Source organism: Rhodococcus sp. NPDC006774 (genome assembly GCF_040636045.1).
Classification (GTDB): Bacteria; Actinomycetota; Actinomycetes; order Mycobacteriales; family Mycobacteriaceae; genus Rhodococcoides.
In genome coordinates this window covers 39,723-64,119 of sequence record NZ_JBEYIW010000009.1, presented here as the reverse complement: position 1 = coordinate 64,119, position 24,397 = coordinate 39,723, and the positions used below count along the sequence as shown (strand labels likewise).

General features: G+C 65.5%; 21 protein-coding genes. 8 read left to right on the top strand and 13 right to left on the bottom strand.

From position 1 onward, the window contains the following. Positions 1–78 precede the first annotated feature (78 nt). The 3 genes from ABZ677_RS15545 to ABZ677_RS15535 are packed head-to-tail and all read left to right on the top strand — an operon-like array spanning position 79 to position 3,520. Positions 79–1,818, top strand: a complete 1,740-nt coding sequence (locus ABZ677_RS15545; protein WP_094633664.1) for a PEP-utilizing enzyme — start codon at positions 79–81, stop codon at positions 1,816–1,818. Beyond that, entirely contained in the window at positions 1,815–2,762 is a 948-nt protein-coding gene (locus ABZ677_RS15540) for a TIGR03619 family F420-dependent LLM class oxidoreductase (protein ID WP_037188400.1), read from the top strand. Before ABZ677_RS15545 ends, ABZ677_RS15540 begins: the two co-directional genes overlap by 4 nt. Beyond that, positions 2,759–3,520: an SDR family NAD(P)-dependent oxidoreductase gene (locus ABZ677_RS15535; protein ID WP_358370759.1), complete on the top strand. Its 762-nt coding sequence runs from the start codon at positions 2,759–2,761 to the stop codon at positions 3,518–3,520. Before ABZ677_RS15540 ends, ABZ677_RS15535 begins: the two co-directional genes overlap by 4 nt. A gap of 9 nt (positions 3,521–3,529) precedes the next feature. Here the strand turns inward: ABZ677_RS15535 and ABZ677_RS15530 are convergent, their stop codons facing one another. From ABZ677_RS15530 to ABZ677_RS15510, 5 genes are read right to left on the bottom strand one after another with little or no spacing between them, the layout of a single operon-like run. Then, positions 3,530–4,576 (bottom strand): zinc-binding dehydrogenase, encoded by a 1,047-nt coding sequence (locus tag ABZ677_RS15530; RefSeq protein ID WP_358370756.1) that lies wholly within the window; start codon positions 4,574–4,576, stop codon positions 3,530–3,532. 25 nt (positions 4,577–4,601) lie between these two features. Next, positions 4,602–5,429 (bottom strand): TIM barrel protein, encoded by an 828-nt coding sequence (locus ABZ677_RS15525; protein ID WP_358370753.1) that lies wholly within the window; start codon positions 5,427–5,429, stop codon positions 4,602–4,604. After that, positions 5,426–6,553: a substrate-binding domain-containing protein gene (locus ABZ677_RS15520; RefSeq protein WP_037188405.1), complete on the bottom strand. Its 1,128-nt coding sequence runs from the start codon at positions 6,551–6,553 to the stop codon at positions 5,426–5,428. Before ABZ677_RS15520 ends, ABZ677_RS15525 begins: the two co-directional genes overlap by 4 nt. A 26-nt stretch (positions 6,554–6,579) precedes the next feature. Then, positions 6,580–7,608, bottom strand: coding sequence for an ABC transporter permease (locus ABZ677_RS15515; RefSeq protein ID WP_052047383.1), 1,029 nt, complete (start codon positions 7,606–7,608; stop codon positions 6,580–6,582). A gap of 10 nt (positions 7,609–7,618) precedes the next feature. Next, the gene (locus ABZ677_RS15510; RefSeq protein WP_358370750.1) at positions 7,619–9,163 is read right to left on the bottom strand and encodes a sugar ABC transporter ATP-binding protein; all 1,545 of its coding nucleotides are present in this window, start codon (positions 9,161–9,163) and stop codon (positions 7,619–7,621) included. Positions 9,164–9,409: 246 nt separating this feature from the next. On the opposite strand from ABZ677_RS15510, the gene ABZ677_RS15505 reads away from it, so the two are divergent. Continuing rightward, complete coding sequence (locus tag ABZ677_RS15505) at positions 9,410–9,931, top strand: VOC family protein (RefSeq protein WP_094739522.1); 522 nt, start codon at positions 9,410–9,412, stop codon at positions 9,929–9,931. A 5-nt stretch (positions 9,932–9,936) separates the two neighbouring features. Here the strand turns inward: ABZ677_RS15505 and ABZ677_RS15500 are convergent, their stop codons facing one another. Further along, positions 9,937–10,410 carry a nuclear transport factor 2 family protein gene (locus tag ABZ677_RS15500; protein WP_358370748.1) on the bottom strand — a complete coding sequence of 158 codons (474 nt, stop codon included), beginning with the start codon at positions 10,408–10,410 and terminating at the stop codon, positions 9,937–9,939. Further along, positions 10,407–11,843: an aldehyde dehydrogenase family protein gene (locus ABZ677_RS15495; RefSeq protein ID WP_037188420.1), complete on the bottom strand. Its 1,437-nt coding sequence runs from the start codon at positions 11,841–11,843 to the stop codon at positions 10,407–10,409. The genes ABZ677_RS15500 and ABZ677_RS15495 overlap by 4 nt, the downstream gene beginning before the upstream one ends. 246 nt (positions 11,844–12,089) lie before the next feature. Between ABZ677_RS15495 and ABZ677_RS15490 the strand changes: the two genes are divergently transcribed. Genes ABZ677_RS15490 through ABZ677_RS15480 form a run of 3 tightly spaced genes read left to right on the top strand, consistent with a single transcriptional unit; the run spans position 12,090 to position 16,325 of the window. Beyond that, on the top strand, positions 12,090–12,704 hold the full coding sequence (locus ABZ677_RS15490; protein WP_094633655.1) for a hypothetical protein: 615 nt from the start codon (positions 12,090–12,092) through the stop codon (positions 12,702–12,704). Further along, positions 12,701–15,244 carry a putative PEP-binding protein gene (locus ABZ677_RS15485; protein ID WP_358370744.1) on the top strand — a complete coding sequence of 848 codons (2,544 nt, stop codon included), beginning with the start codon at positions 12,701–12,703 and terminating at the stop codon, positions 15,242–15,244. The genes ABZ677_RS15490 and ABZ677_RS15485 overlap by 4 nt, the downstream gene beginning before the upstream one ends. Before the next feature lie 10 nt (positions 15,245–15,254). Further along, on the top strand, positions 15,255–16,325 hold the full coding sequence (locus ABZ677_RS15480) for an acyl-CoA dehydrogenase (protein ID WP_094639096.1): 1,071 nt from the start codon (positions 15,255–15,257) through the stop codon (positions 16,323–16,325). 17 nt (positions 16,326–16,342) lie between these two features. On the opposite strand, the gene ABZ677_RS15475 is transcribed toward ABZ677_RS15480, so the two are convergent. The 6 genes from ABZ677_RS15475 to ABZ677_RS15450 are packed head-to-tail and all read right to left on the bottom strand — an operon-like array spanning position 16,343 to position 22,716. Beyond that, complete coding sequence (locus ABZ677_RS15475) at positions 16,343–17,593, bottom strand: acyl-CoA dehydrogenase family protein (RefSeq protein ID WP_037188424.1); 1,251 nt, start codon at positions 17,591–17,593, stop codon at positions 16,343–16,345. A 13-nt stretch (positions 17,594–17,606) separates the two neighbouring features. Then, entirely contained in the window at positions 17,607–18,761 is a 1,155-nt protein-coding gene (locus ABZ677_RS15470; protein WP_358370741.1) for a thiolase family protein, read from the bottom strand. After that, on the bottom strand, positions 18,758–19,144 hold the full coding sequence (locus ABZ677_RS15465; protein ID WP_358370738.1) for an OB-fold domain-containing protein: 387 nt from the start codon (positions 19,142–19,144) through the stop codon (positions 18,758–18,760). The genes ABZ677_RS15470 and ABZ677_RS15465 overlap by 4 nt, the downstream gene beginning before the upstream one ends. A gap of 14 nt (positions 19,145–19,158) precedes the next feature. Continuing rightward, complete coding sequence (locus ABZ677_RS15460) at positions 19,159–20,631, bottom strand: 2-oxo acid dehydrogenase subunit E2 (RefSeq protein ID WP_358370735.1); 1,473 nt, start codon at positions 20,629–20,631, stop codon at positions 19,159–19,161. 2 nt (positions 20,632–20,633) lie between these two features. Next, positions 20,634–21,668 carry an alpha-ketoacid dehydrogenase subunit beta gene (locus ABZ677_RS15455; RefSeq protein WP_358370732.1) on the bottom strand — a complete coding sequence of 345 codons (1,035 nt, stop codon included), beginning with the start codon at positions 21,666–21,668 and terminating at the stop codon, positions 20,634–20,636. A gap of 19 nt (positions 21,669–21,687) precedes the next feature. Next, entirely contained in the window at positions 21,688–22,716 is a 1,029-nt protein-coding gene (locus tag ABZ677_RS15450) for a thiamine pyrophosphate-dependent dehydrogenase E1 component subunit alpha (RefSeq protein ID WP_358370729.1), read from the bottom strand. A gap of 127 nt (positions 22,717–22,843) precedes the next feature. On the opposite strand from ABZ677_RS15450, the gene ABZ677_RS15445 reads away from it, so the two are divergent. Continuing rightward, positions 22,844–24,391 carry an AMP-binding protein gene (locus tag ABZ677_RS15445; protein WP_358370726.1) on the top strand — a complete coding sequence of 516 codons (1,548 nt, stop codon included), beginning with the start codon at positions 22,844–22,846 and terminating at the stop codon, positions 24,389–24,391. Positions 24,392–24,397 lie beyond the last annotated feature (6 nt).

Here is a 24,397-nt window from a genome sequence, read left to right as displayed (position 1 = left end):
GTACATGTTTCTTTTGCCCCACAGTTTCTATAGTGTGACTTGAAATACAGTCCGGCATCAACGGCAGAGGAGCACTCAGTGAGCGTCGAGAACGATCGCGACAGCTGGATCACCGACTGGGAGTTCAGCGAGCGGTACCCGGTGTACACCCGAGCCAACGCCGGGGAGGTACTTCCCGACCCGTCGAGTCCGCTCAACGTGACCCTCGTCTGGAACAAGGGCCTCAACATCGGCTGGCGCGAAGGATATGTGGAACACCTCGGCACTCACCTGCCCTCCGAGATCGACGAGACCATGCCGCAGATCATCGGTAACTTCGGCGGCTACCACTACACCAACTTCTCGATGACCGAGCTGAACGGAGCCCGCCTGCCGGGCTTGACCGTTCCGGTCTGGAACAGCCTGTGGGTCGGCGATCACCCCGACATCCCCGACTACGTCGAACAACCGTGGCACCAGAACGACCAGCTCACAGCGGGATTGGCCGACAAGACCGCGTGGGCTCTGACCACCGACACCTTTCCCGAGGCAGAGGAGGCGAAGCGTCGGGCGGACGCCGCTCGCGCCGCTCGCCCCGACATGTCGGCACTGAGCGATCGCGAACTGGTCGACCACGCGCGATCGTTCGTTCCGGACCTCGTCTTCTGCTACGCCTACCACCCGGTGACCACCACACTCTCGACGATGGGGCCTGCCGTGGCCGGAGCCTTGCTCGAGGCCATCGGTGAAGCCGACAAGCTCGGCGACCTCCTCAGCGGGCTGGGCGGAGTCGACTCGGCAGAACCGTCGTACGCCCTGTGGAACATGGGTCGGTCGGTGGCGAAGTCCGCGGAACTGACCTCCCTGTTCGACAACGGACTCACCACTCTCCTCGACGCCGTCGATGCAGGCGACTCCCCCGATGCGAAGCAGTTCCGACAGGACTTCGACGACTTTCTGTACAAGTTCGGATCGCGAGCGCCGAACGAGTGGGACATCCGCTCCGACAGTTGGGAATCGAAGCCGGTGCTCGCCCTGCTGGCCATCAACGGAATGCGGCTCAGTCCCGACGAATCCGACCCCGAGGTGATCGGACGGCGCAACGAGTCCAAGCGCATCGCACTCACCGCGGAGCTCGCCGCCAAGATGCCCGACGATGCAACTCGTCAGAGCTTCCTCGACGCTGCCAAATCCATCACCAAGTTCATGCCCTGGCGAGAGCGAACCAAGACTGCCTGTGTGAAGGTGATGGGCGAGATGCGCACGGCCCTGTACGAACTGGGGCATCGTATGGTCGACCGCGGCATCATGGACGACCACCACGACATCACGATGCTGCTCGACGACGAACTCGATGCTTTCGTCGCCGATCCCGAAAGTTTCGCAACCACCGTTGCCGAGCGGCGCGAGCAGTACCTCGCACTCTTCGACCTCGAGCCGCCCTTCTTCCTGTTCGAGCCGCTGCCACTCTCGCAGTGGCCCAGAAGGACCGAGAACAAGGCGCAGATCGCAGCTCCCGGCGATTCGTTGACCGGAGTCGGCGGCGCACCGGGGGTGAGCCGCGGCCGAGCGCGCATCCTCCATGATCCGTACGAAGTCGGCGACCTCGCCGAGGGCGACATCATCGTTGCCCCACAGACGGATCCGGCCTGGACCCCTCTCTTCGTGTTCGCCGGCGGCGTGGTCGTCAACGTCGGTGCCACCATCACTCACTCGTCGATAGTGTGCCGCGAACTGGGCATTCCCTGCGCGGTCTCGGTGCAGGACGCAACCCTGAAAATCCCCGACGGTGCGATGATCGAAGTCGACGGAAACACGGGAACGGTGACCGTACTGTGACTCTCGCAATCGGTTTGTCCCTCCCGCAGCTCGGTGAACATGTCGATGCCGGTGCTGTCCGCGCCTTCGCCACCTCGGCCGAGGAACTGGGCTTCTCGAGCCTGTGGGTTCAGGAGCACCTGTTCTATCCCGAAGAGAACGAATCGATCTACGGCGGGCGCCACACCACCAGCGTGCATCCCGCCTACCGCTCGGTTCTCGGTGCCACCGAACTGATGGCGTTCGCCGCTGCCTGTACCAGGACGATCACGATAGGCAGCAGCATCCTGGTGGCCGGTTACCATCGTCCGGTCGAACTGGCGCAACGCTTGTCGACTCTGGATCTGCTGTCGGGCGGACGACTCGTCGCCGGTCTCGGGGCCGGATGGTCCGACGAGGAACATGCTCAGATGGATGTCGATCCGCGCACCCGCGGCCGTCGGATGGGCGAATTGGTACGGGCAGTGCAGGCCTGCTGGGGACCCGACCCGGTGGAATTCGAGGGTGAGTTCTTCAGCATCCCGCGGTCCATCGTCCGACCCAAACCAGTGCAGCAGCCACACCCACCACTGCTCTCGGGCCTGCGTTCGGCGACCGGATTGAAGCGCACCGCAGCACTGTTCGACATCTGGAACCCCAGCAGTGGCAGCCCGGAGGCTCTGCTCGAACAACTCGAGACGATGCGGGAACTGCGCTCGGAGGATGCGAGTCCGATTCGACTGTTCCTCCGTTCGTATCTGCAGCGGCCCACCGACGATGTGGGATCGGGTGGCCAGGGCATCGACGGGGTCCGCACCGACATCCGCACTGCGCTGGCGGCAGGCGCAGAACACTTGATCGTCGAGCCCAACTTCTGGGACGAGATGCGTTCGCCGAACGATTGGGTCGACGCACCGGCGCGGTTGGCAGTCCTGCTCGACGACATCGAGGATCTGTCGACTCCGGCGACGGCGAGCGCGTCGTGAACACCGTCGCGGTGGTGACAGGTGCGGGATCGGGTATCGGCCGTGCGACCGCGGAGATCATTCTCGAGAACGGCGGCTCGGTCGTTGCGTTCGACACCACCGCGGAGTCGTTGGACTGGTTGTCCGGCAACGACAATGCGGTCCCGTTCGTCGGCGACGTCACCCACCAGGACGACAACCGTGCGGCAGTACAGCTCGCGGAGACCTCGTTCGGACGCCTCGACGCCCTGGTACTCAATGCCGGTGTGCCTGCATCCGGATCCATCGAAACCCTCGACATGGAGGTCTTCGATCGTTCGATCGAGGTCAACCTTCGTGCGGTCGTACTCGGTGTGCGCGAAGCCATTCCTGCGTTCCGCCGAGCAGGCGGCGGTTCGATCGTGATCACGGCATCGGCAACCGCGCTCGGTGGTGAGCCGAACCGGTGGCCGTACGCCGCGGCCAAAGCCGGCGCTGTGAACCTCGCACGATCCTTCGCCCTGGACCTGGCGAACGACCGAATCCGCGTCAACGCCGTCTGCCCGGGGCCCATCAGCACCGGCATGACCCGACGCATCGAGGACAACACCCCCGACCGCTACGAAGCGCTCAGAACGATGGTGCCCCTTCACCGTTGGGGCACCGCTCGCGAGGTGGGCGAGGTCATCGCATTCCTGGCCTCACCGCTGGCGTCGTTCGTCACCGGTGTCGCCATCCCGGTCGACGGTGGAGCGACCTGCGGGAGCGGTCAGACGGTGCCGGTGCCGGCTCCCGTCTGACCCACCGCGTCAACGACTCGGGTCGACCAGCACCTTGGCGTGCCGACTCGTCCCGGAGTCGAGCTCGGCGAACATCTCGACCAGTTCACCGAGCCCGATCGTGCCGGTGTGCAAGGACTTCACATCGATCCGACCTTCGGCGACCAGTGTCATCGCACCGAGGAAATCCTCGTGCGAGTACGCCAGCGAGCCGATCACCGTGAGCTCGCGAGACTGCCAATCGCCATAGCTGACAGAGGAATCGGTGCCCGGATACCCGAGCAATGCCAGGGTCCCGCCCCGTCTGACCAGCTCGGCGGACGGTTGCATCAAAGCGGCGACTCCGGTGCACTCGAACAGGACGTCGGCCCCGAGCCCACCGGTGACGTCGGCGAGCAACGCTGCGAGATCCGCCGGTTCCACCACGTCGGTGAAGCCCAGATCCGTTGCCGCCGTTCGACGTGCGGATGACGGCTCGCTGACGAGGATTCGGCCTGCCCCAGCGGTACGTGCGTGTTGTGCGGTCAGTAGACCGATGGGACCCGCTCCCTGGACGACGACGGTGGAGCCCAGCGTGATCGCGGCACGTTTGACGGCATGGAACGTCACGGTCGCCGGCTCCATCAACGCGGCCTCTTCGTCCGACAGCGCGTCGAGCACCGGGATGGCCCTGCGTGCGGACACCGTGAGGGTGGTGGCGAATCCGCCGTGTGCGGGGGCGTCATCGGTAATACCGTTGGCCTCTGCGAATGCGAGGTCGCAGTGAGCGGCGTGACCTGCCCCGCATTGGGCACACACGCCGCATGCAGGCCCGACACCTGCGACCACGCGCTGACCCACCCGCAAGGTGGTCACGTTCTCGCCCACGGCGCTGATCGTGCCCGTCCATTCGTGGCCGAACACGGCCGGCGGCAGGGCCGCGGACGAGTATCCGTGTGTGTCGGTTGCACAGATCCCGCAGTAGCGGATGTCGACGACGACACCGTCCGGGGCAGGCACGGGTGCAGCGTCGACACTCGTCTCGGCTGTGCCGGGTGCGACGACGTGGACGTACCTTCGCTCCGAGGTGCCGGTCACGACAGCGCGCAATTCAGTTTATTGGTCATGTCTCCAGTTTCTCACTTTCCGCTTCGTCGAGCACCTTTCGAGTAGCTCGACCCAGTTCCACAATCCACGCCCGCGTATCGCCTGCGCTACGGGCGGACGGGACCTCAACGCTGACCGCAGCGGTGGGCGGGAGTGCCCGCACGAGATCGACCAGCGGGAAGGCGCCCTGTCCCGGCGGGAGCCTGTCGGTGCGAGCCTCGGTGATCGCTGCGTTCAGATCGTCCCAGGGCTCCGCCGACATCGCGTCGCAGATCTGCCAGTACGGCAACGAGTTCTCGTCGACGGCGTCGAGATCGGACAGCGCCGACCCCGCCCGTACCCAGTGCAGGGCGTCGACGAGAACACCGCCATTGCTGCCCCGGGCAGCGGCGACGAAGTCGGCAGCGGCGCAGAAGTCTCGAATGGACGAGAAGATCATCGGCTCGAGACAACACCGAAGACCGACGTCCTCGGACAACTCCGAGATCTCGCCGAAGTTGTCCGCTGCCCGGTTGCGCTCGTCGTCGAGCACCGTGACGAGCAGGTGCCGGGCACCGAGCTCGGCACCTGCGTCGAGGATGGACGACCAGTCCCCTCTCGAACTTCCGGGATGCAGCTTGACCACCTCGACATCGAGAACTCGCATCCCGTTGTGCGCCAACGCAGATTTGGTCTCACGCAGCAGCGCCGATCCGGCCGGGAGACAGAATCCCCGGTCGCGTTCGGTGTGCGCCACTCGGACGCCCACCGCGCCGAAGCCGCCCGACGCAGCGCAGTCGATCAGCTCCGGCGGTGCCAGATGCAGCGCCGAGAGGTGGGACAGAGACAGGATCCGTGGCGTCACTTCTGCCAGAGTGTCTCGAACTCACCCTGGTAATCCGCTACGCCGACGTAGTAGCCGGTGTCCTCGTCGAGGACTGCCGAACCGATGTTGTCGCTGTTGAGCAGTTGCGTGGGAAGGAACGCGGCATCGGCCGCGGCGAGGTCGTCACCGTTGAATTGTCTTGCCAGAGTATCGATCACGCGCCATCCGAGAATTTGCACCGGGAAGCCGACCCAGACACTGTTGTCGCCGCCTTTCAGTGACTCGAGGTTGTCCGGCGTCGGCGTCTGACCGGCGAAGGTCACCTGATCGGTCAGGCTTGCCCCACGCAGGGCCGCATCGACACCCAGCACGAGGTCACCGAAGGAGAAGACCGCGTAGTTGATGGTCGGGTCACGCTGGAGCGTACTGACCACGCTCTGCGGGGTCTTGGTGCCGAGATCGGTGACCTGCTGGTTCACGAGTTGGGTTGTGCAGTCGGGGCACTGGGCTTTCAACTGTGCGGTGAACGCGTCGGTGAAGACGTTGAGGATCGAATAGTCGGTGATCGAGAAGATGGCGACGTTCGCCTGCCCGTCGCTGTCGGCGACGACCTGACTCGCGACCATCTTTCCCCACTCCTCGACCTGAGCGTCACCGTCCAATGCGGTCGAGATGACACCGGCCACGGGCGGGCCCGCGATACTGTCCGCGATGATGGGAATGCCTGCGGCTTCGGCAGATTCGATCTGCCGGGTGAGCATCGTGAGTGGGGTACCCGAGATGTGGATCGCGTCCGGCTTCAGCGCGATGGCCTGATCCATCGCCTTGGGTGCCGCTTCTGCGTCGGTGCCCATCAGTACTCGCTGATAGCGCCACCCGAGGACGTCCGCGGCCTGTTGGATGGCGTCGTTCTTCGCGCTCGAGATGGGTTGTGGGGTCTCGATACTGATGACGTACTTGCCGCTGTCCGGAGCTCTGCTCAACGGCGTCGTCAGAACGAGATCGGCCGGCGGTGCCTCGTACCGATCGGCGACGGCCTGCGCGCCGGCCACGTCGGCAGCTGCACCGGTCGTCGTCGTCTCGTCCGAGCTGCTGCATGCGGACGCCAGCAGGCTCGCGGATACGAGGGCCACGAAAGCCTTCGTCCAGTTGGTTGATTTCACGTGATCACCTTTCGAGAGGAGGGAGGTCAGGTACGGCGTGCGGTCCGAGCCGCGAGAGCCACGGCGACGATGAGGGCTAGTCCGTTGAAGAGGTCGTTGACGAAGCTGGGAGCACCGGCCAACTGCAGTCCCTTGACACCGGTGGCAAGCAGGTAGATGGCGATCAGCGTGCCCAGCACGTTGACCCGGCCTGCGCGTATCTGAGTCGAGCCGAGAAAGACGGCCGAGAACGCCGGGAGCAGGTACGACGGGCCGATATCGGGTGCGGCGGTGCCGAGCTTGGCCGCCAGGACCACTCCGGTGAAGGCTGCGATGGTGGCCGACGTCATCAACGCGCCGAACATGATCCGCTCGACTCGTAGTCCGGCGAGCCGTGCGGCCTGACGGTTGCCACCGGTGGCGTAGAAGTAGCGACCCAACGGGGTCTTCTCGAGTACCACGTACATCACGGCGGCGACGCCGATCATGTAGAAGAACGGCAGCGGCAGACCGAGGAACGGCTTGCTCCCCAGGTCGAGGAAGCCGTCGGTGAACCCTTCGGTGATCTGTTTGCCGTCCGTGACCCAATAGGTTCCCGCCAGCAGGATGCTCGACATTCCCAGAGTGGCGATGAACGAGTCGACCTTGAGCTTGACCACCACAAAACCGTTGACGGCTCCGATCACCGCACCGCAGAGCAGCGTGGTGACGACGGCGATGGGTGTGCTGACACCCTGCGAGAGCTGATAGGACACCATTGCGACCGAGAAGCCCATGATGCCTGCGATGGACAGATCGAACACCCCGGCGGCGAGCGGCACGATCAGCCCGATGGCCAGCATCGCGGTGATCGCCTGGTCGCCCGCGATGATGCGGAAGTTGCCCTGGGTCATGAAGGTGTCCGGAATCCAGAGCGCGAAGAGCGCGATGACGACGATCCACACATAGAGACCGCTGAAGCGATCGAGTCCGAGATTCGGCCGTCGTCGAGCCGTGCGACGTTCGGCATCGACCTCACCGCCCGGCGGTGGAGTGTGCGGCGACGCTGCTGTGCCTTCGTGGGATTGTGTTGTCATGGTGATCCTTTCACCGATCTTCTGCGCCGGACCGCGCTGCTGCGGACACAGGTTTCTTCAGAGTCGAGGCCGTCATTCGATCCGGGTCGATGCGGGGGCGGGAGAATTCGTCGACCACCCGGCCTGCCGAGAGGACGATCACCCGATCGCACAAACGCGTGAGTTCCCCGTGGTCGGTGGACACCACGAGTACCGCAGCGCCGTCCTGCGCGGCCTTGTCCACGAGTGCATGGATGTCTGCCTGAGCACCGATGTCGACACCCTGCGTAGGCTCGTCCAACAACAACACGCGAGGACTGCGCCGAAGCCACCTGGCCAGCACGACCTTCTGTTGATTGCCTCCGCTGAGAGTGCCGAGATGGCGCTCGGTGTCACCGGCCGGACGTACACCGAGTCGCTCGAGCCACGTGGCAACATCGGACTTCTCCCGCTTCACTCGCACGATCCCACCCCGAGAGAAACCCCACGGGTCCGCGACCGAGACGTTCTCGCGAAGGGAAGCGGTAGCGAATGCAGCATTCGAAAGCCGCTCGGCAGGAACGCATCCGACGCCCGCCGACATGGCGAGGTCAGGGCGGCCCTGTTCGACCACCACACCGTCGACGGCAACCGTCCCGCGTCGAGACTCGGCACCGAAGAGCGCAGGCACGATCTGCTCACGACCGGAGCCGGTGATACCGGCGATGCCGAGGACCTCACCGGATCTGATCGCGAACCCGAAGTTCTCCACCGCACCGCAACTCAACTCCGACACCTCGAGCACAGGATGCCCCTCGGGATCCGATGTCTCCTCCGGTTCGGCCAGGAAATCGTCGATGCGCCGCCCGATCATCAACTCGACGAGCCCCGATTCGTCGAGACCGTCGAGTGGACGCGTGCTCACGACAGCGCCGTCCCGCATCACGGTGACGCTGTCGCACAGCGAGAAGATCTCGTTGAGGTGGTGCGAGACGAACAGGACCGCGACACCGCGATCCCTGATCCTGCGCACCAAGTCGAAGAGCCGAACAGACTCTGCTGCGGGAAGATTGGCTGTCGGTTCGTCGAGTACCAGGACGGCGGCCTGACCCGACCTGTCCTGAACCGCACGGGCGATCGCGAGCATCGTGCGCTCGCTCATGCTCAGCGCTCCCGCGAGCTTGCTCAGGTCGAGGTCGACTCCCAGTTCGGCGAGGGCGGCGCGAGCCCGGGCTCGCTCGGCACGAGAGTCGATCGTCCCGATCGCGGTGGTCAGGTAGCCGTGACCGAGTGCCAGATTGTCGACGACATCGAGGGTTTCGACCAACCCGAGTTCCTGGTGGACGAATCGTAGGCCAGCGGCCTCACCACTGCCGGGAACACCGAGGGCAAGGTCGTGACCGCCGACCGATATCCGGGCACCGTCGTCCGGATCATGGTATCCGGCCAGCACTTTGATCAGTGTCGACTTCCCGCACCCGTTCTGACCGACCAACCCTCGAATCTCACCCGGGGCCAGCGACAACTCCACACGGTCGAGTGCTCGGTGCCCGCCGAAGGTCTTGGAAAGACTGGTGATGCTCAGTGCATCGGTCATGAAAGCCCGCCTGTGACTCGAGTTACTTGAGATCCGCTTGTGTTACCCACGTCATACTCAACTATGTACAGGGATAAGTCCAGCAATCTGCAAAACTCGACATTGTGCGCCTTGGTGCAGGAATCATCGACGAGGAGAGGATCGCGGTAACCGCCGCGATCGAGAACCGCGGCGTCGTATCTGCAGTCGATCATCAGTTAGCAAGCATCAGAATCGACGGTTGCACATGGAAAGCGAGACAATCGGATGAGTGAGTTCGAGCTCGGCAGTGTGGTTCAGATCGCGTACATGGTCGACGACGTCAGTGAAGCGGCCGCCGACTTCTCCGCCCGTACCGGAGCGGGGCCGTTCTTCGTGCGACGGAACGTCATCACGGCCGCGTACGGCTCCGACGGCCGAACGGGGGCTTTCGACCACTCATCGGCCTACGGGCAATGGGGCCGCATGCAGATCGAATTGGTGCACACGCACTCGGCCGAACCGCCGGAATTCGCCGAGACCACGCGAGCACGCGGGTGTGTGCACCACGTTGCGATCATGGTCGCGTCGTTCGCCGAGCACCAACGGCAACTCACCGAGCGTGGTTGGCCGGCCCTACTGTCGGCGTCCACCCCGCACGGCAACAACTTCGCGTTCCACGATGCGCGGCCGCAGCTCGGACATCTCCTGGAGATCTACGAGCCACGGCCGAGCATTCTCGAGCTGTACCGGCGTGTTGCCGACGCCGCCACGAACTGGGACGGGACCGATCCCGTTCGCCGCCTCTGACGCGTCTAGGCCTCGGCGAGTAGGGCACCCGCTCGTTCACGGGCCAGCGTCAGCACCTGCGGGTTGCCGGAGTTCCAGAGAACCGTCAGTTGCTTTCGGCAGATCTTCCACTCACCGCCGACTCGCACCACCGAATCGGTGTAGTACCCGCCGATGGTGAACACGGCATCGCCGGAGGTGTTCGGGAGTACATGCTCGGCACGCACGTAGGTGATGACCGTGCCCCGATCACCCTCGACCGTGATGTCGAAGTTCGACAAGAAGTGTTGCGACGCAACGAGCCCCGGGAACAGCATTCGCCCACGCTGCACCCAGTCCTCGGCGCGGAAGTGCCCACCGTTACCCGCGCGGTAGCTGGTGTAGTCGACGTCGATCTCGTCGGTGAACACGGATCGATACATATCCCAGTCACGTAGGTCGATCCCTCGCGCGAATCGCGCCATGAGCCGGGTGATGTCACCGGTCGCCTCGACGCTCATGTCGCAGGCAACTGTAGGGAGATCTTCTCGAAGTATTCGTCCAATCCATCCGGTCCGAGCTCTCGTCCGATACCCGACTTCTTCATGCCACCGAACGGTGCAAGGGCATTGAAGCGCCCCCCGTTGATGCCCACCTGACCGGTGCGCAACCTGCGGGCGATGGCAATCGCTGCGTCGTCGTCGGCCGCGAACACGGCTCCGGACAACCCGTACTCGGAGTCGTTGGCAATGCGGACCGCGTCGTCGATCCCGTCGTAGGTGAGCACCGTGAGGACCGGGCCGAACACCTCTTCACGGGCGATCGCAGAATCGTTGTCGACCCGGCTCACCACCGTCGGGCGGACGAAGAATCCCGACCGCAGTCGATCGTCCAGGTCGGGCACGTCGCCCGGCCCACCGACCACGAAGTGAGCGTTCGAGGGAACTGCGGAGAGGTGATCGAGGACAGATTGCTGCTGCTCACGCGATGCCATCGGTCCGATGTCGACGGATTCGTCGAGGGGGTCACCGATCCGCTGCGAGCCGACCAACTCCGCCAGCTTCTCCTCGACGTACTCGAGGCGATCGGCGGGTACCAGCAGCCGCGTCGTCGCAGTGCAGGTCTGCCCGTTGTTGACGTAGCAGCCGCGCACCGCGGCGGTCAGAGCTGCATCGAAGTCGGCGTCGGGAGCGATGACGAAAGCCGACTTGCCTCCCAGCTCCAGAGTCACTTTCTTTATTCCGGCTGCAGCTACCTGTCCGACGCGAGCACCGGCTGCCGTCGAGCCGGTCAGACTCACCATGTCGACGTCCGGGTGTCCGGCCAGTCGCTCCCCCACCCGGCCGCCCGCCCCACTGACGATATTGAGCACGCCCGGGGGCAGAGCGGTCGAATCGGCGATCTCGGCGACCGCGAACGCGACCAGCGGGGCCACACTGCTGGGCTTGACCACCGTGGCGCATCCGGCTGCAATGGCAGGCGCGACCTTGGCGGCGAGCTGGTAGAGCGGGTAGTTCCACGGCGTGATCGCGCCGACGACACCGATGCCGACCTTCAGGATCAACGATGTCCCGCGACGTTCCTCCAACGAGGTGTCCTCGAGAATGTCCGCCATCGATCGGAAGATCGTGACTCCGAGCCCCACCTGTACGGTTCGAGACCGAGCGATCGGCGTCCCGACCTCGCGCGCCATCATCTCGGCGAGCTCGCTCTCGCGTTCGACCAGCCCGTCGGCGATCCGCCGCAACACCGAGACGCGCTCCTCGATCGAGGACTGCGACCACACATCGAAGCCGGAGCGCGCTGCGGCGACAGCGTCGTCGACGTCGGTTTCCGTTCCTGCGGGTACGCGGGCGAGCAGCTCACCCGTCGTGGCGTCGAGCACATCTATGGTGCCCCCGCCCGCGGAGGCCACCCACTTCCCGCCGATGTAGAGCTCGGTTCGGTCGTCCATGTCGCGATCCCTCTTCCCGTATGACGGTCGGCCGAGTGGCGGCCATCACACGCAGCCTAGCCGCCAAAGGCGACATGCTGTCAAGTAACTAGCCGCAGTCAAACCTGTACAGAGTTGGACAAAGTTTCTTGACATCCACTACTATTTGAGTAGGTTATGAGCACCGTCACAGTCCCGCCTACGGTAGACGTACGTCACTTGCCGAAGGCTGTTCCCCACGGGGGACCGGAGAGCGCCAGGAGCACCATGAACGACCTTGCGACTACCACATCCGAATCGACCGCTCTGGTCGACCTCGTTGTGAAGGGCATGCTTCGAGGGCCGGTCACGCCCGAGCTACAGGCTGTCGTCGATGCCGGTGACGCCGTGGCCAAGGGCCCGATCGTCATGCCGACGCAGGCCGGAATCGCCGCTGCCGGTGCGCAGGTTCGTCTCACAGACGGAAGCGACGAGCACTCTGCGGTCACCGACTTCCTGCGCGCATTCCTACCGGTCAACCGTCGGCTGCGGGAACTGTGCACCGCATGGCAGTGCCGTCCGGACGGCACGGCCAACGACCACGGCGATGCACAATACGACGCCAGAATCCGCGACCAGCTCGAGGACATTCATACATCCGTGGCCAAGCTGCTCCGCCGCGGTGGGAAGCAGTGTGCAGTCCTACTGGAGTACCGCGACCGCCTGAATGTCGCACTCGAACGGTTCGACAACGGCGACACCGCGTCGATGACGTCGCCCCTGACCGATGGCTACCACACCGTGTGGATGTGGCTCCATCAGCACGTGCTGATGATGCTGGGACTCACCCGCGCCGAGGACGAGGCCCTCGAGGAGGAACTCGTCCGCGGTAGCGCCGAATGACCCTGTCCGACAGTTCCGTACTCACCTCCGCGCGCGCAGCAGTGCCGTACGGGCAAGGCCGTGCTCGCGGTCTCGGTGCCGACGCGCTGGGGGTTCACGGCGTCGAGATGGACAACCTTGTCGCGCTTGGTCTTCCGGTCGTACCCGGGCTGACGGTGCCGATCGGGTCCGGTGCCGGCCTGCGTGTTCCCGACACCGCGAGCGCCACGATTAATCTGTTGGAGAAGTTGGCAGTCCGCGGGATCTGGCCGTCGGTGCGCACCGAGCGCCGACCCATGCTGCTGCATCTGCGATGCAGCGCACCGGTTCCGGTGTCGGCTCTGCCTCCTGCCATCTCGGTCATCGGGCTCTCGCCCCTGAACGTCGATGCACTCGTCGAGGTGATCGGACGCGATCGCGACATCTACGACTCGTGGGCTGCGACCCTTCGATTCGTCGCCGAAGGTGCCCTCGACGTCGACACCGACGATCTCGACGATCTGGACGAGGACCACCCCGACAGTCACTCTCGCGTACCCGCCCTTCTCGAACTGATCGAACGTGCGACGGGCAGTCCGTTTCCCACCGAACCTGCCGAGCAGCTCGGCCTCGCAGCGACCGCCATGTTGGCTCGCTGGGCCTCTCCCCGCGGGCAGCGGGCCCGCCGCTCTCTGTCCCTACCGGACGATCTGGGCCTTGCACTGCACGTCCGTGCTCTGCGACTCGGCCCCTGGGACGACTCGGGCCATGGTTCCGCCGTCAGCCGCGATCTCGAGACCGGCAAGTACGCACCCCACGGCGTGTTCCACCTCGGTGTCCGCAAGGCCGATCCCAATCCCGGTCCTGGCGAACCACTGTCCAGTACTCCCGGTGGTGAACAGATCCTCGATCAGATCTTCGCGACTCTCGAGCCGCATCTGCGCGGTGTCGCCGAGATCGAGTTCGAGGTCCGCGATCGCCAGCTCGCCCTGCTGAGTGCAGGGGCGCTGGACCATCCAGGCCCACGTGCGGTCACCAATCTCGCCGTGGATCTGGCCAACGCGCGATCGATCGACCGCAGCGAGGCAGTGCGCATGCTCGAGCCCGACCTGATGCAGGACCTTCTGCACGCTCAGCTCACCCTCACCGGTAGCGAGCAGTTGCTCGTCCGCGGACTCCCCGCGTCACCGGGTGCTGCCGTCGGCGAGATCGCACTGTCGAGCGATCGAGCACTTGCTCTGGCAGCGCAGGGCAAGGCCGTCATCCTCGTTGCGTCCGAGACCAGCCCCGCCGACGTGCCCGCTCTGTTGGCAGCCACCGCGGTCGTCACGTCCAACGGCGGGCTCGCATCCCACGCCGCCGTCGTTGCCCGCGGTGCCGGTCGTCCGGCGGTCTGCGGCGCGGCGACCATCCGCATCGACAGAGAGCGCGCCACCGTGACGGCCGGCGGCGTGACCCTCGCCGAGGGCGACACCGTCTCGGTCAACGGCCGTACCGGTGACGTCTACGTCGGTACCGTGGCAATTCGGCCGGCCGAGCCGTCAGCGGAACTGGAAGTGTTGCTCGGTTGGGCGGACGACATCCGCGAACTGCGAATCCGCACCAACGCGGACAATGCCGACGACGCCGCTACCGCCTTTCGCCTCGGTGCCGAGGGAATCGGACTGTGCCGCACCGAGCACCAGTTCCTCGGCGATCAACTCCCGCTGGTTCAACGGCTGGTACTGGCCGAGAGCGAGGCCGAGGAGATCGAGGCCATTGCGGCCCTGACCGCCGCGCAACAATCGGACTTCACCGACCTGCTCCGTGTCGTCGGCGACCGACCCGTCACCGTGCGCTTGCTCGATGCGCCGCTGCACGAGTTCCTCCCGGCCGACGGCCACTATCGCGACCGCGAACAAGCCGAACGTGCTGCTGCCACACACGAATCGAACCCGATGCTCGGTCTACGCGGAGTTCGATTCGCCATGGTGCAGACCCGGTTGTATCCCGCCCAGGCCGAAGCTCTGTTCCGTGCGTGGGTCGTGGTGAACGGCGAAGGAATGACACCGCAACTCGAGGTCATGATTCCGCTGGTGTCGCTGCCGGGCGAACTGACCGAGGCCATCGCACAGGTGCACCGGGCCGCTGCGACCGTTGCCGCCGACACCGGCGTCACCGTTCCCTATCTCGTCGGCAGCATGATCGAGACTCCCCGCGCAGCCCTGCTGGCCGAACCATTGGCCGCCGAGGCCCAGTTCCTCTCATTCGGGACGAACGACCTGACCCAGCTCACCTACGGGTTCTCCCGCGACGACGTGGAGAAGACGGTACTGGCCCACTATCTCGAACATGGGCTGCTCACCGACAGCCCGTTCGCCGTCCTGGATCGGGACGGTGTCGGCGCTCTGGTCTCCATGGCCGTCGACCGTGCCCGCACCGCTCGTCCCGACGTCAAACTCGGTGTCTGTGGTGAGCACGGCGGCGATCCGCAGTCCATCTCGTTCCTCAATTCGCTCGGCCTGCACTATGTCTCGTGCTCACCTCGGCGGGTCCCGGTTGCCCGGCTCGCCGCGGCGCACGCCACCCTCGAAAGCCGGTGAATTCCACACGATGAGCGCCGAACTCGACGCCCTTCGAGCTGCCGTCCGCGCTGCTGCCACCGAACTCGGCGGACACGACCTGTGCCGTCGACTCGATCCGGCCGGCCCAGGATGGGACACGCGCGCCTGGTCGATACTGGCGGAGCAGATCGGAACAGCAACACTCGGATTACCCGAATCCTGCGGTGGCATAGGTGGATTGGACGAGTTGGCCGTCGTCGCCGAGGAGCTCGGCGCTGCCCTGCTTCCGGTCCCCTTCCTCTCGACCCTGTTCGCGGTGCAGGTGCTCGTCGGCGCAGGCAGCGCCGAGGACGTGGTGTCCGACATCGCCGAAGGGCAGCCTGCGGCATTCGCCGGGCTCGACCGGCGCGGGTGGTGGTCGCCCGACCACCTGCCGTTCACCGCCTCGGAGAACAGCCACGGATGGACGGTGAGCGGGCACACGCCAGCCGTCCCGGGTGCCGCAGGCTCGCGATGGATCGTCACCGTGGCCGCAACTCCCGACGGCCCCGATGTCTTCGTCCTCGAGGCGTCTGCCGACGGCGCGTCGATCTCCCGCGTCGAGACACTGGATCTGTCCCGCGCTCAGGCCTCTGTGACCCTCACCGATACCTCGGCACGGCGTCTCACAACTGGCGGAAGCGCTGCCACAGCACTACTTCCGGCCCTCGACCTCGCCTGCATAGTGCTGGCCGCCGAGCAGCTCGGCGGTGCCCAGGCCAGTCTCGATGCCACGGTCCGGTACGCCAAGGAACGACGGCAGTTCGGCCGCGAGATAGGTAGCTTCCAGGCGGTGAAGCACTCGCTCGCAGACCTACTGGTGCTGGTGGAGTCGAGTCGGTCAGCGGTGACCCGCGCGGTCGAAGCCGAAGACCGCACCGAAGCCGGTTCGGTTGCCCAGGCGTGGTGCTCGGACGCGTACCGAACGGTGACGGCCGAGGCGGTGCAACTGCACGGCGGCATCGGCTTCACCTGGGAGCACCACTGCCACCTGTACTTTCGACGTGCACGCGCAGACGCTCAACTCTTCGGTGGTTCCGCGTTCCATCGGGAACGTCTGGCCCTCGCCCTCGCCTGGTGAGACCTCCACCCGGTAGATCAGCGCTTGTCGCGCCCCGACCACGGCCGATCACGATTCTCCCGTGGCTCGGACGGTAGGCCGAGCACTCTCTCGCCGATGATGGTTCGCTGAATCTGATCGGTGCCGCCCGCCAGCCGGTAACCCGGGCTACCCAACACGTGCTCGGACCACGCGAAGAGGTCGTCGTTCACCCGGGCGGAGATGTTCTCTCCCAACAGGTCTGCGGCAATCTCGCCGATCTTGCTCAGCACGTCCGATGCCATCAGTTTTCCGACCGACGCGGCCGGTCCCGGCGAGATCCCTGCCGCAGCGGCCCTCGCTACCCTGTCGGCGGTGGCGGCGCGCAGTTCGGATCGGATGTACACGTCGGCGATGTCCTGACGCACCAGCGGATCGCCGGCCACACCGAGGGATTGTGCGAGAGTCACCAACTCTGCGACCGAGCCGCCCTTCTTGCGGGTCACCGAACCGGAGGCGGTGCGCTCGAAGGCCAGAGTGGCACCGGCAACTTTCCACCCCGCGCCGACGTCGCCCAGGCGCATGCTGTCGGGAACTCGAACGTTGTGCAGGAACACCTCGTTGAAGGATGCGCCCCCGCTCATCTGCCGAATCGGGCGGATCTCGACGCCCTCGAGGTCGAGTGGAACCAGGAACGCGGTGATTCCCTTGTGCTTGGGCACGTCAGGATCGGTGCGGGCCAGGAGCATCCCGAGGTCTGCGAACCGTGCGCCCGACGACCACACCTTCTGCCCGTTGAAGATCCACTCGCCACCGTCGCGCACCCCACGGCATCCCAGAGCCGCCAGATCCGAGCCGGCACCGGGCTCGCTGAAGAGCTGACAGGCCAGCAAATCCGTGCGCAGCAGTGGATTCGCGTAGGTCTCACGTTGTTCGTCGGACCCGAACATCGCAACCGCGGGACCGACGAGACCCGTGGTGACACTGATGAGTTCGGTCGAAGGCGGAACATCGAACTCGCGCTCGGCCTGAGCGATGGCCGATGCGAACGACGCGGGAAGCCCGCGTCCACCGTGCTCGACCGACAACGTCACCGCGCCGTAGCCTGCATCGAAACGCCTGCGACGGTATTCTCTGACGGCGTCGAGCAAGGCCGACTCGTCGTCATCGGACAGATTGCGAAAGACGGCCAGGTCCGGCCGGTCGTCCGGTGACGGGGTCGGCCGCGGCGGGAGGATCGAGCTCAACCACGAGCGGACCTCCGACCGGAAATCGGCCAACTCGGGAACGGTGTCGACAACCTCTGTCATGGTTCGCCTTTCGCTATCGGCTCGTCAGCACGGTGCAGGCCGACAGACCCGGTGCCCCGTAGACATGCGTGAATCCGACGGTCGGCCCGCCGGGCACCTGACGCCCGTCCGCTCGACCCTGCAGTTGACGCACCACCTCGTGCACCTGCCGCAATCCGGATGCGCCGATCGGCTCACCTCCGGCCAGACATCCACCATCGGTGTTGATCGGAAGGTCGCCGTCCCAGTCGGTCGCTCCGGAGCCGACCAACTGTGCTTGCTCACCGTGCTCGCAGAGCCCGGTTTCGGCCATGTGGATCAACTCGGACCCGGAATCGGTGTCCTGCAACTGCGCCACATCGACGTCGGCCGGATCCACACCCGCTCCGGCGAATGCAGACGCGGCCGCGTCGATACTCGGGCTGTGCACCGGATCGGTGGTCAACCAGGGTGAGAAGACCTCGAAGGATCCCGGTCGTCTCGTTCGGACTTCGACGGATGCCAGCCGAATCGGCCGCTCGCACATGTCGTGTGCCCGCTCACCCCGAGCGAGAATCAGTGCCACGCCGCCCTCGCCCGGCGAACAGAACATGTACTGGGTCAGCGGGTCGTTGATCATCGGGGACGCCAGAACCTGCGCAGAGGTCAGCGGAGTGCGACGCCATGCCATCGGATGCGCGGCCCCGTTGGCGAAGGCCCGCTCGGATACCGCGGCGAGGGCGTACTCGTCGAGTCCGTACCGGTGGAGGTACCGACGAGTCTTCATGGCGAAGTACTGCGTGGTGACCATCAGACCGGTCTGCGCGTACCAGGGGTCGAGACCGTAGGCCGCGGGGTCGGATGCGAATGCTCCTCGCGGGTGCTTGTCGAAACCGACGACTGCGACGATCCCCGCTCGACCGGCGGTGAGCATGTCGGCCGCGGTCGACAGCGCGACTCCCCCTGTGGCGCAGCCGTTCTTGACGGTCGTGAACGGGATTCCGGTCAGCCCGAGCCGAGACACCAGCGAGTCGGGCTTGCCGGAGACGTTGCTGCCACCGACGGCCGCATCGACATCGGACCACCCGATTCCGGCGTCGGTCAGCGCGGCACGAAGTGCATGTTCCCCCATGTCCATGCCGGAGACACCGTCGTGCCGCCCGAAGGCATGCATCCCCGCTCCGACGACGAAGATGTCGGCCGGACTCACGAGACCGCCCTGGCAAAGGCGAACGTGACCTGGCCCCCGCCGACGTCGAGCAAACACAACTCGACCTCGTCACCGATCGCGACCTCACCGACAATTCGCGACTGGACCAGAACCGCACCGAGATCGACGTATCCGACGACGAACGGTTCGAATCCCGACGACGGCGGCTGGTACGGCGGTTTCGGCGCGAACGCCTGGGTGGTCCACGTCCAGATCGTTCCTCGGTTCGGCAGCGCGATGCGCGTGACGTTCTCGCCGGTACATCCCGGGCACCGATGGGCTGCCGGAAAGACGACCACATCGCAGTCGCCACACGAACTTCCGGCCAACAGTGGTGGGTCGAGTTCGACGAACAGCCTGTCGTCGATCGCGGTCGATTCCATCTCCTACCGCTCGCCTAGTCCGCCAACAGGCTCAGCGGACGCGCCAGGATCTCGCTCACCGTGCGGAGGTATTCCGCCGCGGGAGCTCCGTCCACGGCCCGATGATCGAACGTCAAGCTCAGAGTCATCACCTGAGTCTTGACGGGAGTCTGCCCCTCCCAACGGAATCCGTCCTTCACTCTGCCGACTCCGAGGATCGCCACGTTGCCGGGATTGATGACCGGCGTGAAGAAGTCGACTCCGTACGCCCCGAGCGTGCTGACCGAGAACGTCGCACCCTCCATGTCGGACGATCCCAGCCTCCCCGTCCTGGCAGCTGTCGCCAATTCCGTGGTGCGAGCGCCGATTGCGCCGATCGACAACGAATCCGCTCCCCGGACGACCGGAACGACGAGCCCACCCTCGACCGACACGGCGACGCCGATGTCGATGGCCTCGAAGAGGGTCACCTCGTCGTCGGCGATTCCCGCGTTCAGCAGTGGATGCTTCCTCAGCGCCAGCGCTGCGGCCTTGACCACGAATGCGTTGAGGCTCGGCGGCTTCGACCCGCTGCGCGCGGACTCGGCTCCCAGTTCGGCCCTGATCTGCACCAGTGCGGTCACATCTGCTTCGTAGCCGTGCGTCAGCTGTGCCATGGAGTGCAGACTGTCGAGCATGTTGCGAGCGATAGCGCCTCGCATGCCCTTCAGCGGGATGATGTCGCCGGGTTTCGGGCCGGTCGTGCGGGCAGGCGCGTCCGCTTCTGCCGATTGCGCGCCAACCGGGACCGAAACACCGCGACCGGCGGCAGTCTCTATGTCGCTCTTCATGATTCGCCCTCCGACACCGGATCCGACGAGCTCGCCGAGATCGACTCCGAGCTCGGCTGCCCGACGACGGAGTACCGGACCGACGAACCGACCGGCCGCACTGTCCGCGCCGACCGCGTTCTGGGGCTGCGCCGGCTCGGGTGTCGCTATCTTCTCGGAGGCACCGGCCTTCTCGGCAGTGTCTGCCTTGTCCTGCACGGGCGTTGCCGCGAGGAACTCCTCGACGTCCTCGGACACGATTCGTCCGCCGGGGCCGGAACCCCGCACACGGGCAAGATCGATGTGGGACATCGCAGCGACCCGACGGGCATTCGGAGACGACTTGATTCGTGAGTCGCTGCCCAGGGTGGGCACCTCGGTCTCGACGGCGGCGGTGGCACCGTCGGCGGCGGCCGGTTCGGCCGCGGTCACGACCGCTGCGTCGACGCCCGGTGCCGTTTCCCCGTCGCCGAGAAGCCACCCGATCACCGCGCCGACGGGCAAGACGTCACCGGCCTGCGCGGTCGTCGCCAGGATTCCCTCCGCCTCCGCTTCGACGTCGACGTCGACCTTGTCCGTTTCCAGCCGCAGAAGAACGTCGCCCAGACCGATGCGCTGGCCGGATTCGGCCACCCACTCGCCGATCACGCCCTCCTGCATCGTCAGACCCAGCTTCGGCAGCACGATCTGCTGAGCCACGATCAGTTCCTTTCGAGGAGACGGCGCACACCTGCGACGATGCGGTCGGCATCGGGAACGTAGGCCTTTTCGAGTGGTGTGCTGAACGGCACCGGCGTGAAGGGAGCACCGACGCGAAGTACGGGCGCGTCCAGGTAGTCGAACGCCTCCTCCTGGATCTGCGCGGCCACCTCGGCTCCGATTCCACCGAAGGTCACGGCCTCGTGCACCACGAGGATGCGGTTGGTCTTCGACGCAGACTTCACGATGGTGGCGGTGTCCAGAGGCTGGACCGTCCGCGGATCGACGACCTCCACCGACACCCCGGACTCGGCCAGGATGTCCGCGGCCTTCAGCGCTTCGGAGACCATGCGGCCGAACGCCACGATGGTCACATCCTCGCCGTCTCGCGCCACGGACGCCTCACCGAGCGGGATTGCGTAGACGTCCTCCGGTACCTCGGCGCGGGCACCGAGAAGGACCTTGTTGAGCATGAACACGACGGGGTTGTCGTCACGTACGGCGGAGACCATCAAGCCCTTGGCGTCGTACGCGTTCGACGGCATGACCACCTTGAGACCGGGCGTGTGAGCCAACCACGCTTCGAGACTCTGTGAATGCTGTGCGCCCGCACTGACACCGGCGCCGTACGCGACAGCGATGACCATGGGGACCTTGACCTCGCCCCCGTACATGAACTTCATCTTGGCGGCCTGATTGACGACCTGGTCGAGCGCGACGGCCAGAAAGTCCATGAACATGATGTCGATGATGGGACGTAGGCCGCGTGCGGCCGCGCCGACGCCGAGTCCGATCAGACCCATCTCGGCGATCGGTGTGTCGACCATGCGCCGCGACCCGAATTCGGCGAGAAGGCCGTCGTACATGTGGAAGACGCCGCCGTAGGCCGCGACGTCCTCGCCGGCGACGAAGACGTTGTCGTCCTCGCGCATGACCTGGGCGACGGCCTCGTTGTAGGCCTTGACGTAGGTGGTGACTCTGCCCGCGGCGCTCGGTGCCGTCGCGGTCGAGTCGGGTGTTTCCGTTGCAGTAGACATGCTCAGCCTTTTCAGATCTTCAGTCGCTGTAGACGTTGAGGGCGATGTCGGCCAGATCCGGGAACGGGCTGGCCTCGGCGAAGTTCACGGATTCTGCGATGTCGGCGTCGACCTCGGCCCAGACGGTTGCGAATTCGGCTTCGGTGACCAGCCCCTCGGTCACCGCCCGCGCTTCGAGCAACTTGATGGCGTCACGCTCCTTCCAGGCCTCGACCTCCTCCTCGGTGCGGTACGTCTTGCGGAGACCCTTCACACCCTGGTGGTCGTAGTAGCGGTACGTCTTGGCTTCCACCAGTGTGGGACCGCCGCCGTTTCGCGCCCTCTCGACGGCGCGACCGACTGCGGCGCGCACGGCGATCGCGTCCATTCCGTCGCAGATCTCGCTCGGAAATCCATAGGCCGCAGCACGATCGGCCACGTTCTCCAGCTTCATGTGGTCACGGAGTGCCGTGAATTCGGCGTATCCGTTGTTCTCACAGACGAAGACGACCGGTAGCTCGAGTATTCCCGCAATGTTGGCCGCTTCGTGGAACGCCCCGATGTTGCTCGCGCCGTCGCCGAAGAAGGGGACCGCCACCGAATCCTCGTCGCGGTACCTGGCCGCGAACGCAGCGCCCACTGCGATCGGAATACCGCCTCCGACAATGCCGTTGGCACCGAGCATGCCGATCGACAGGTCGTTGATGTGCATGGAGCCGCCGCGGCCCTTGCAGTAACCGTCGACGCGACCGAACAGCTCGGCGAACATCGGTTTGAATTCGGCGCCCTTGGCGACGGCATGACCGTGTCCGCGGTGGGTGGAGGTGATCTGGTCGGTGTCCCTGAGGTTGGACATCGCGCCGGCCGCGACAGCCTCCTGTCCGACGTAGAGATGCAGGAAGCCAGGCATCCGACCGCCCTCCATCAACCGACCGGCCTCGGTCTCGAATTGCCTGATGCGCACCATCCTGCGGTGCAGATCGAGCACGACCTCTCGGCTCGGCGTCGGATCGTTCGACCCCACGGGCTCTATGGCCTCGCGGGTCGGGTCGGTCGCGGTCGAAGTCACCACGTACACCTCTCTGCAGACTTTGTTTACGTCTTCACCAGTATCGTCACCATACTAGCGCAATGTAAGTAGAATCACTATAAAGTTACTTCAACCCGTCGCGTCACACCTTTGGAGGATCGATCCCATGCTCGACCGAATCAGAGATCGAGCACGAGTCGATCCGTCAGGCCGGGCATTGACGGACGACACCACCTCGACGACGTGGTCCGACCTGCTCAGCGCCCTCGAGGCGCTCGGCGAGCACCTTCTCGAGATCGCCCCCGATTCCGACGACCGCATTGCCGTCATCGGCGAGAACTCCAGTCCGACCCTGCTCACCCACGTGGCGGCCATTGCGCGGGGCGTCGGCACGGTCGCCGTCTCCCGTCAGCTGACACCGAACGAGATGGCGGAGCAGTTCCTCGACTCCGGAACCGTCGCGGTGGTGACCGGTCCGGCCGGTCTCCCCTCGTCCCGCGCCGCCGCGGCCACCGCAGGCCTACGCGAAGTGATTGCGCACGGGTGCGACGGTGCCGTCGACACGGTGGACTGGTCGGAGGCCGTCACGCCGCGACGAACTTCCTCTGCATCCACGCCTCCGACCGAGCGCCCCGCGCGTCCACCTCTGGTCTACACATCCGGCACCACCGGCCGCGCCCGCGGCACCCAGGTGCGATGGTTGCCGGCCACCGGCCAGAGCGCTGCAGAATTCGCCGACGCGGTCGCTGCGAGATCCGGCTACCCGGACGGAGTACACCTGGTCGTGGGACCACTCCAGCACAACGGACCGTTGACCGCCGTTCGGCACCTGCTCTCCGGCCACCCCGTAGTGGTGCTGGGCCGCTTCGACGCCGAGAAGACGCTGGATTCGATCGACGGCCACCGCGTCACGTCCACATTGATGGTCCCGACGCACTTCCAGCGGCTGCTCGCACTCGATACCGACACTCGCTCGAAGTACGACGTCTCCAGCCTCGAGTACGTTGCGCACACCGGCTCGGCGTGTCCGCCGGATGTCAAGCGATCCATGATCGACTGGTTCGGGCCGGTTCTGGTGGAGTCCTACGGCGGCAGCGAAATCGGGACGGTGTGCAAGATCGACTCACCGGACTGGCGTACACATCCGGGGTCGGTCGGGCGCGCAGTACCGCCGTTCGAGGCAGTCGTGGTCGACGCCGACGGACACGAACTCGACCGTGGGCAGGTCGGGGTGCTGGGCTTCCGAACCCCGCCGGAACGCAGCGTGGTGTATCACGCCGATCCCGAAAAGACCGCAGCCGCTTACATTTTGCCGGGCGTGGCAACCCTGGGCGATGTCGGCTACGTGGACGAGAACGGGTTCGTCTTCATCACCGACAGAGTCGCCGACATGGTGGTGTCCGGGGGCGTCAACCTCTACCCCGCCGAGAGCGAACGAGTTCTGGCCACACACCCTGCCGTCGCGGAGGTCGCGGTCATCGGAGTACCGGATGCCGACTTCGGTGAAGCCCTGCTGGCTCTGGTTGTCCCTGAACCGAATACAACGCTGGACACCACCGAACTCGCAGGGTTCGCCAAGGCGGCGATGGCATCGTACAAGTGCCCCAGACGCTACGTGATCGTCGACGAGCTGACGCGTAACGTCATGGGAAAGCTCGACAAGAAGGCACTGCGAGCACCGTACTGGGACACCGACCGAACCATCGCCGGGTAGACGTCC

Excerpts from the sequence above, each read along its gene's own strand:
- ABZ677_RS15515 (WP_052047383.1), bottom strand. The coding sequence starts at position 7,608 with ATGACAACACAATCCCACGAAGGCACAGCAGCGTCGCCGCACACTCCA.
- ABZ677_RS15500 (WP_358370748.1), bottom strand. The coding sequence starts at position 10,410 with ATGAGCGTCGAGGCGACCGGTGACATCACCCGGCTCATGGCGCGATTC.
- ABZ677_RS15505 (WP_094739522.1), top strand. The coding sequence starts at position 9,410 with ATGAGTGAGTTCGAGCTCGGCAGTGTGGTTCAGATCGCGTACATGGTC.
- ABZ677_RS15455 (WP_358370732.1), bottom strand. The coding sequence starts at position 21,668 with ATGTCTACTGCAACGGAAACACCCGACTCGACCGCGACGGCACCGAGC.
- ABZ677_RS15465 (WP_358370738.1), bottom strand. The coding sequence starts at position 19,144 with ATGGAATCGACCGCGATCGACGACAGGCTGTTCGTCGAACTCGACCCA.
- ABZ677_RS15495 (WP_037188420.1), bottom strand. The coding sequence starts at position 11,843 with ATGGACGACCGAACCGAGCTCTACATCGGCGGGAAGTGGGTGGCCTCC.
- ABZ677_RS15490 (WP_094633655.1), top strand. The coding sequence starts at position 12,090 with ATGAACGACCTTGCGACTACCACATCCGAATCGACCGCTCTGGTCGAC.
- ABZ677_RS15480 (WP_094639096.1), top strand. The coding sequence starts at position 15,255 with ATGAGCGCCGAACTCGACGCCCTTCGAGCTGCCGTCCGCGCTGCTGCC.
- ABZ677_RS15510 (WP_358370750.1), bottom strand. The coding sequence starts at position 9,163 with ATGACCGATGCACTGAGCATCACCAGTCTTTCCAAGACCTTCGGCGGG.
- ABZ677_RS15475 (WP_037188424.1), bottom strand. The coding sequence starts at position 17,593 with ATGACAGAGGTTGTCGACACCGTTCCCGAGTTGGCCGATTTCCGGTCG.
- ABZ677_RS15445 (WP_358370726.1), top strand. The coding sequence starts at position 22,844 with ATGCTCGACCGAATCAGAGATCGAGCACGAGTCGATCCGTCAGGCCGG.
- ABZ677_RS15485 (WP_358370744.1), top strand. The coding sequence starts at position 12,701 with ATGACCCTGTCCGACAGTTCCGTACTCACCTCCGCGCGCGCAGCAGTG.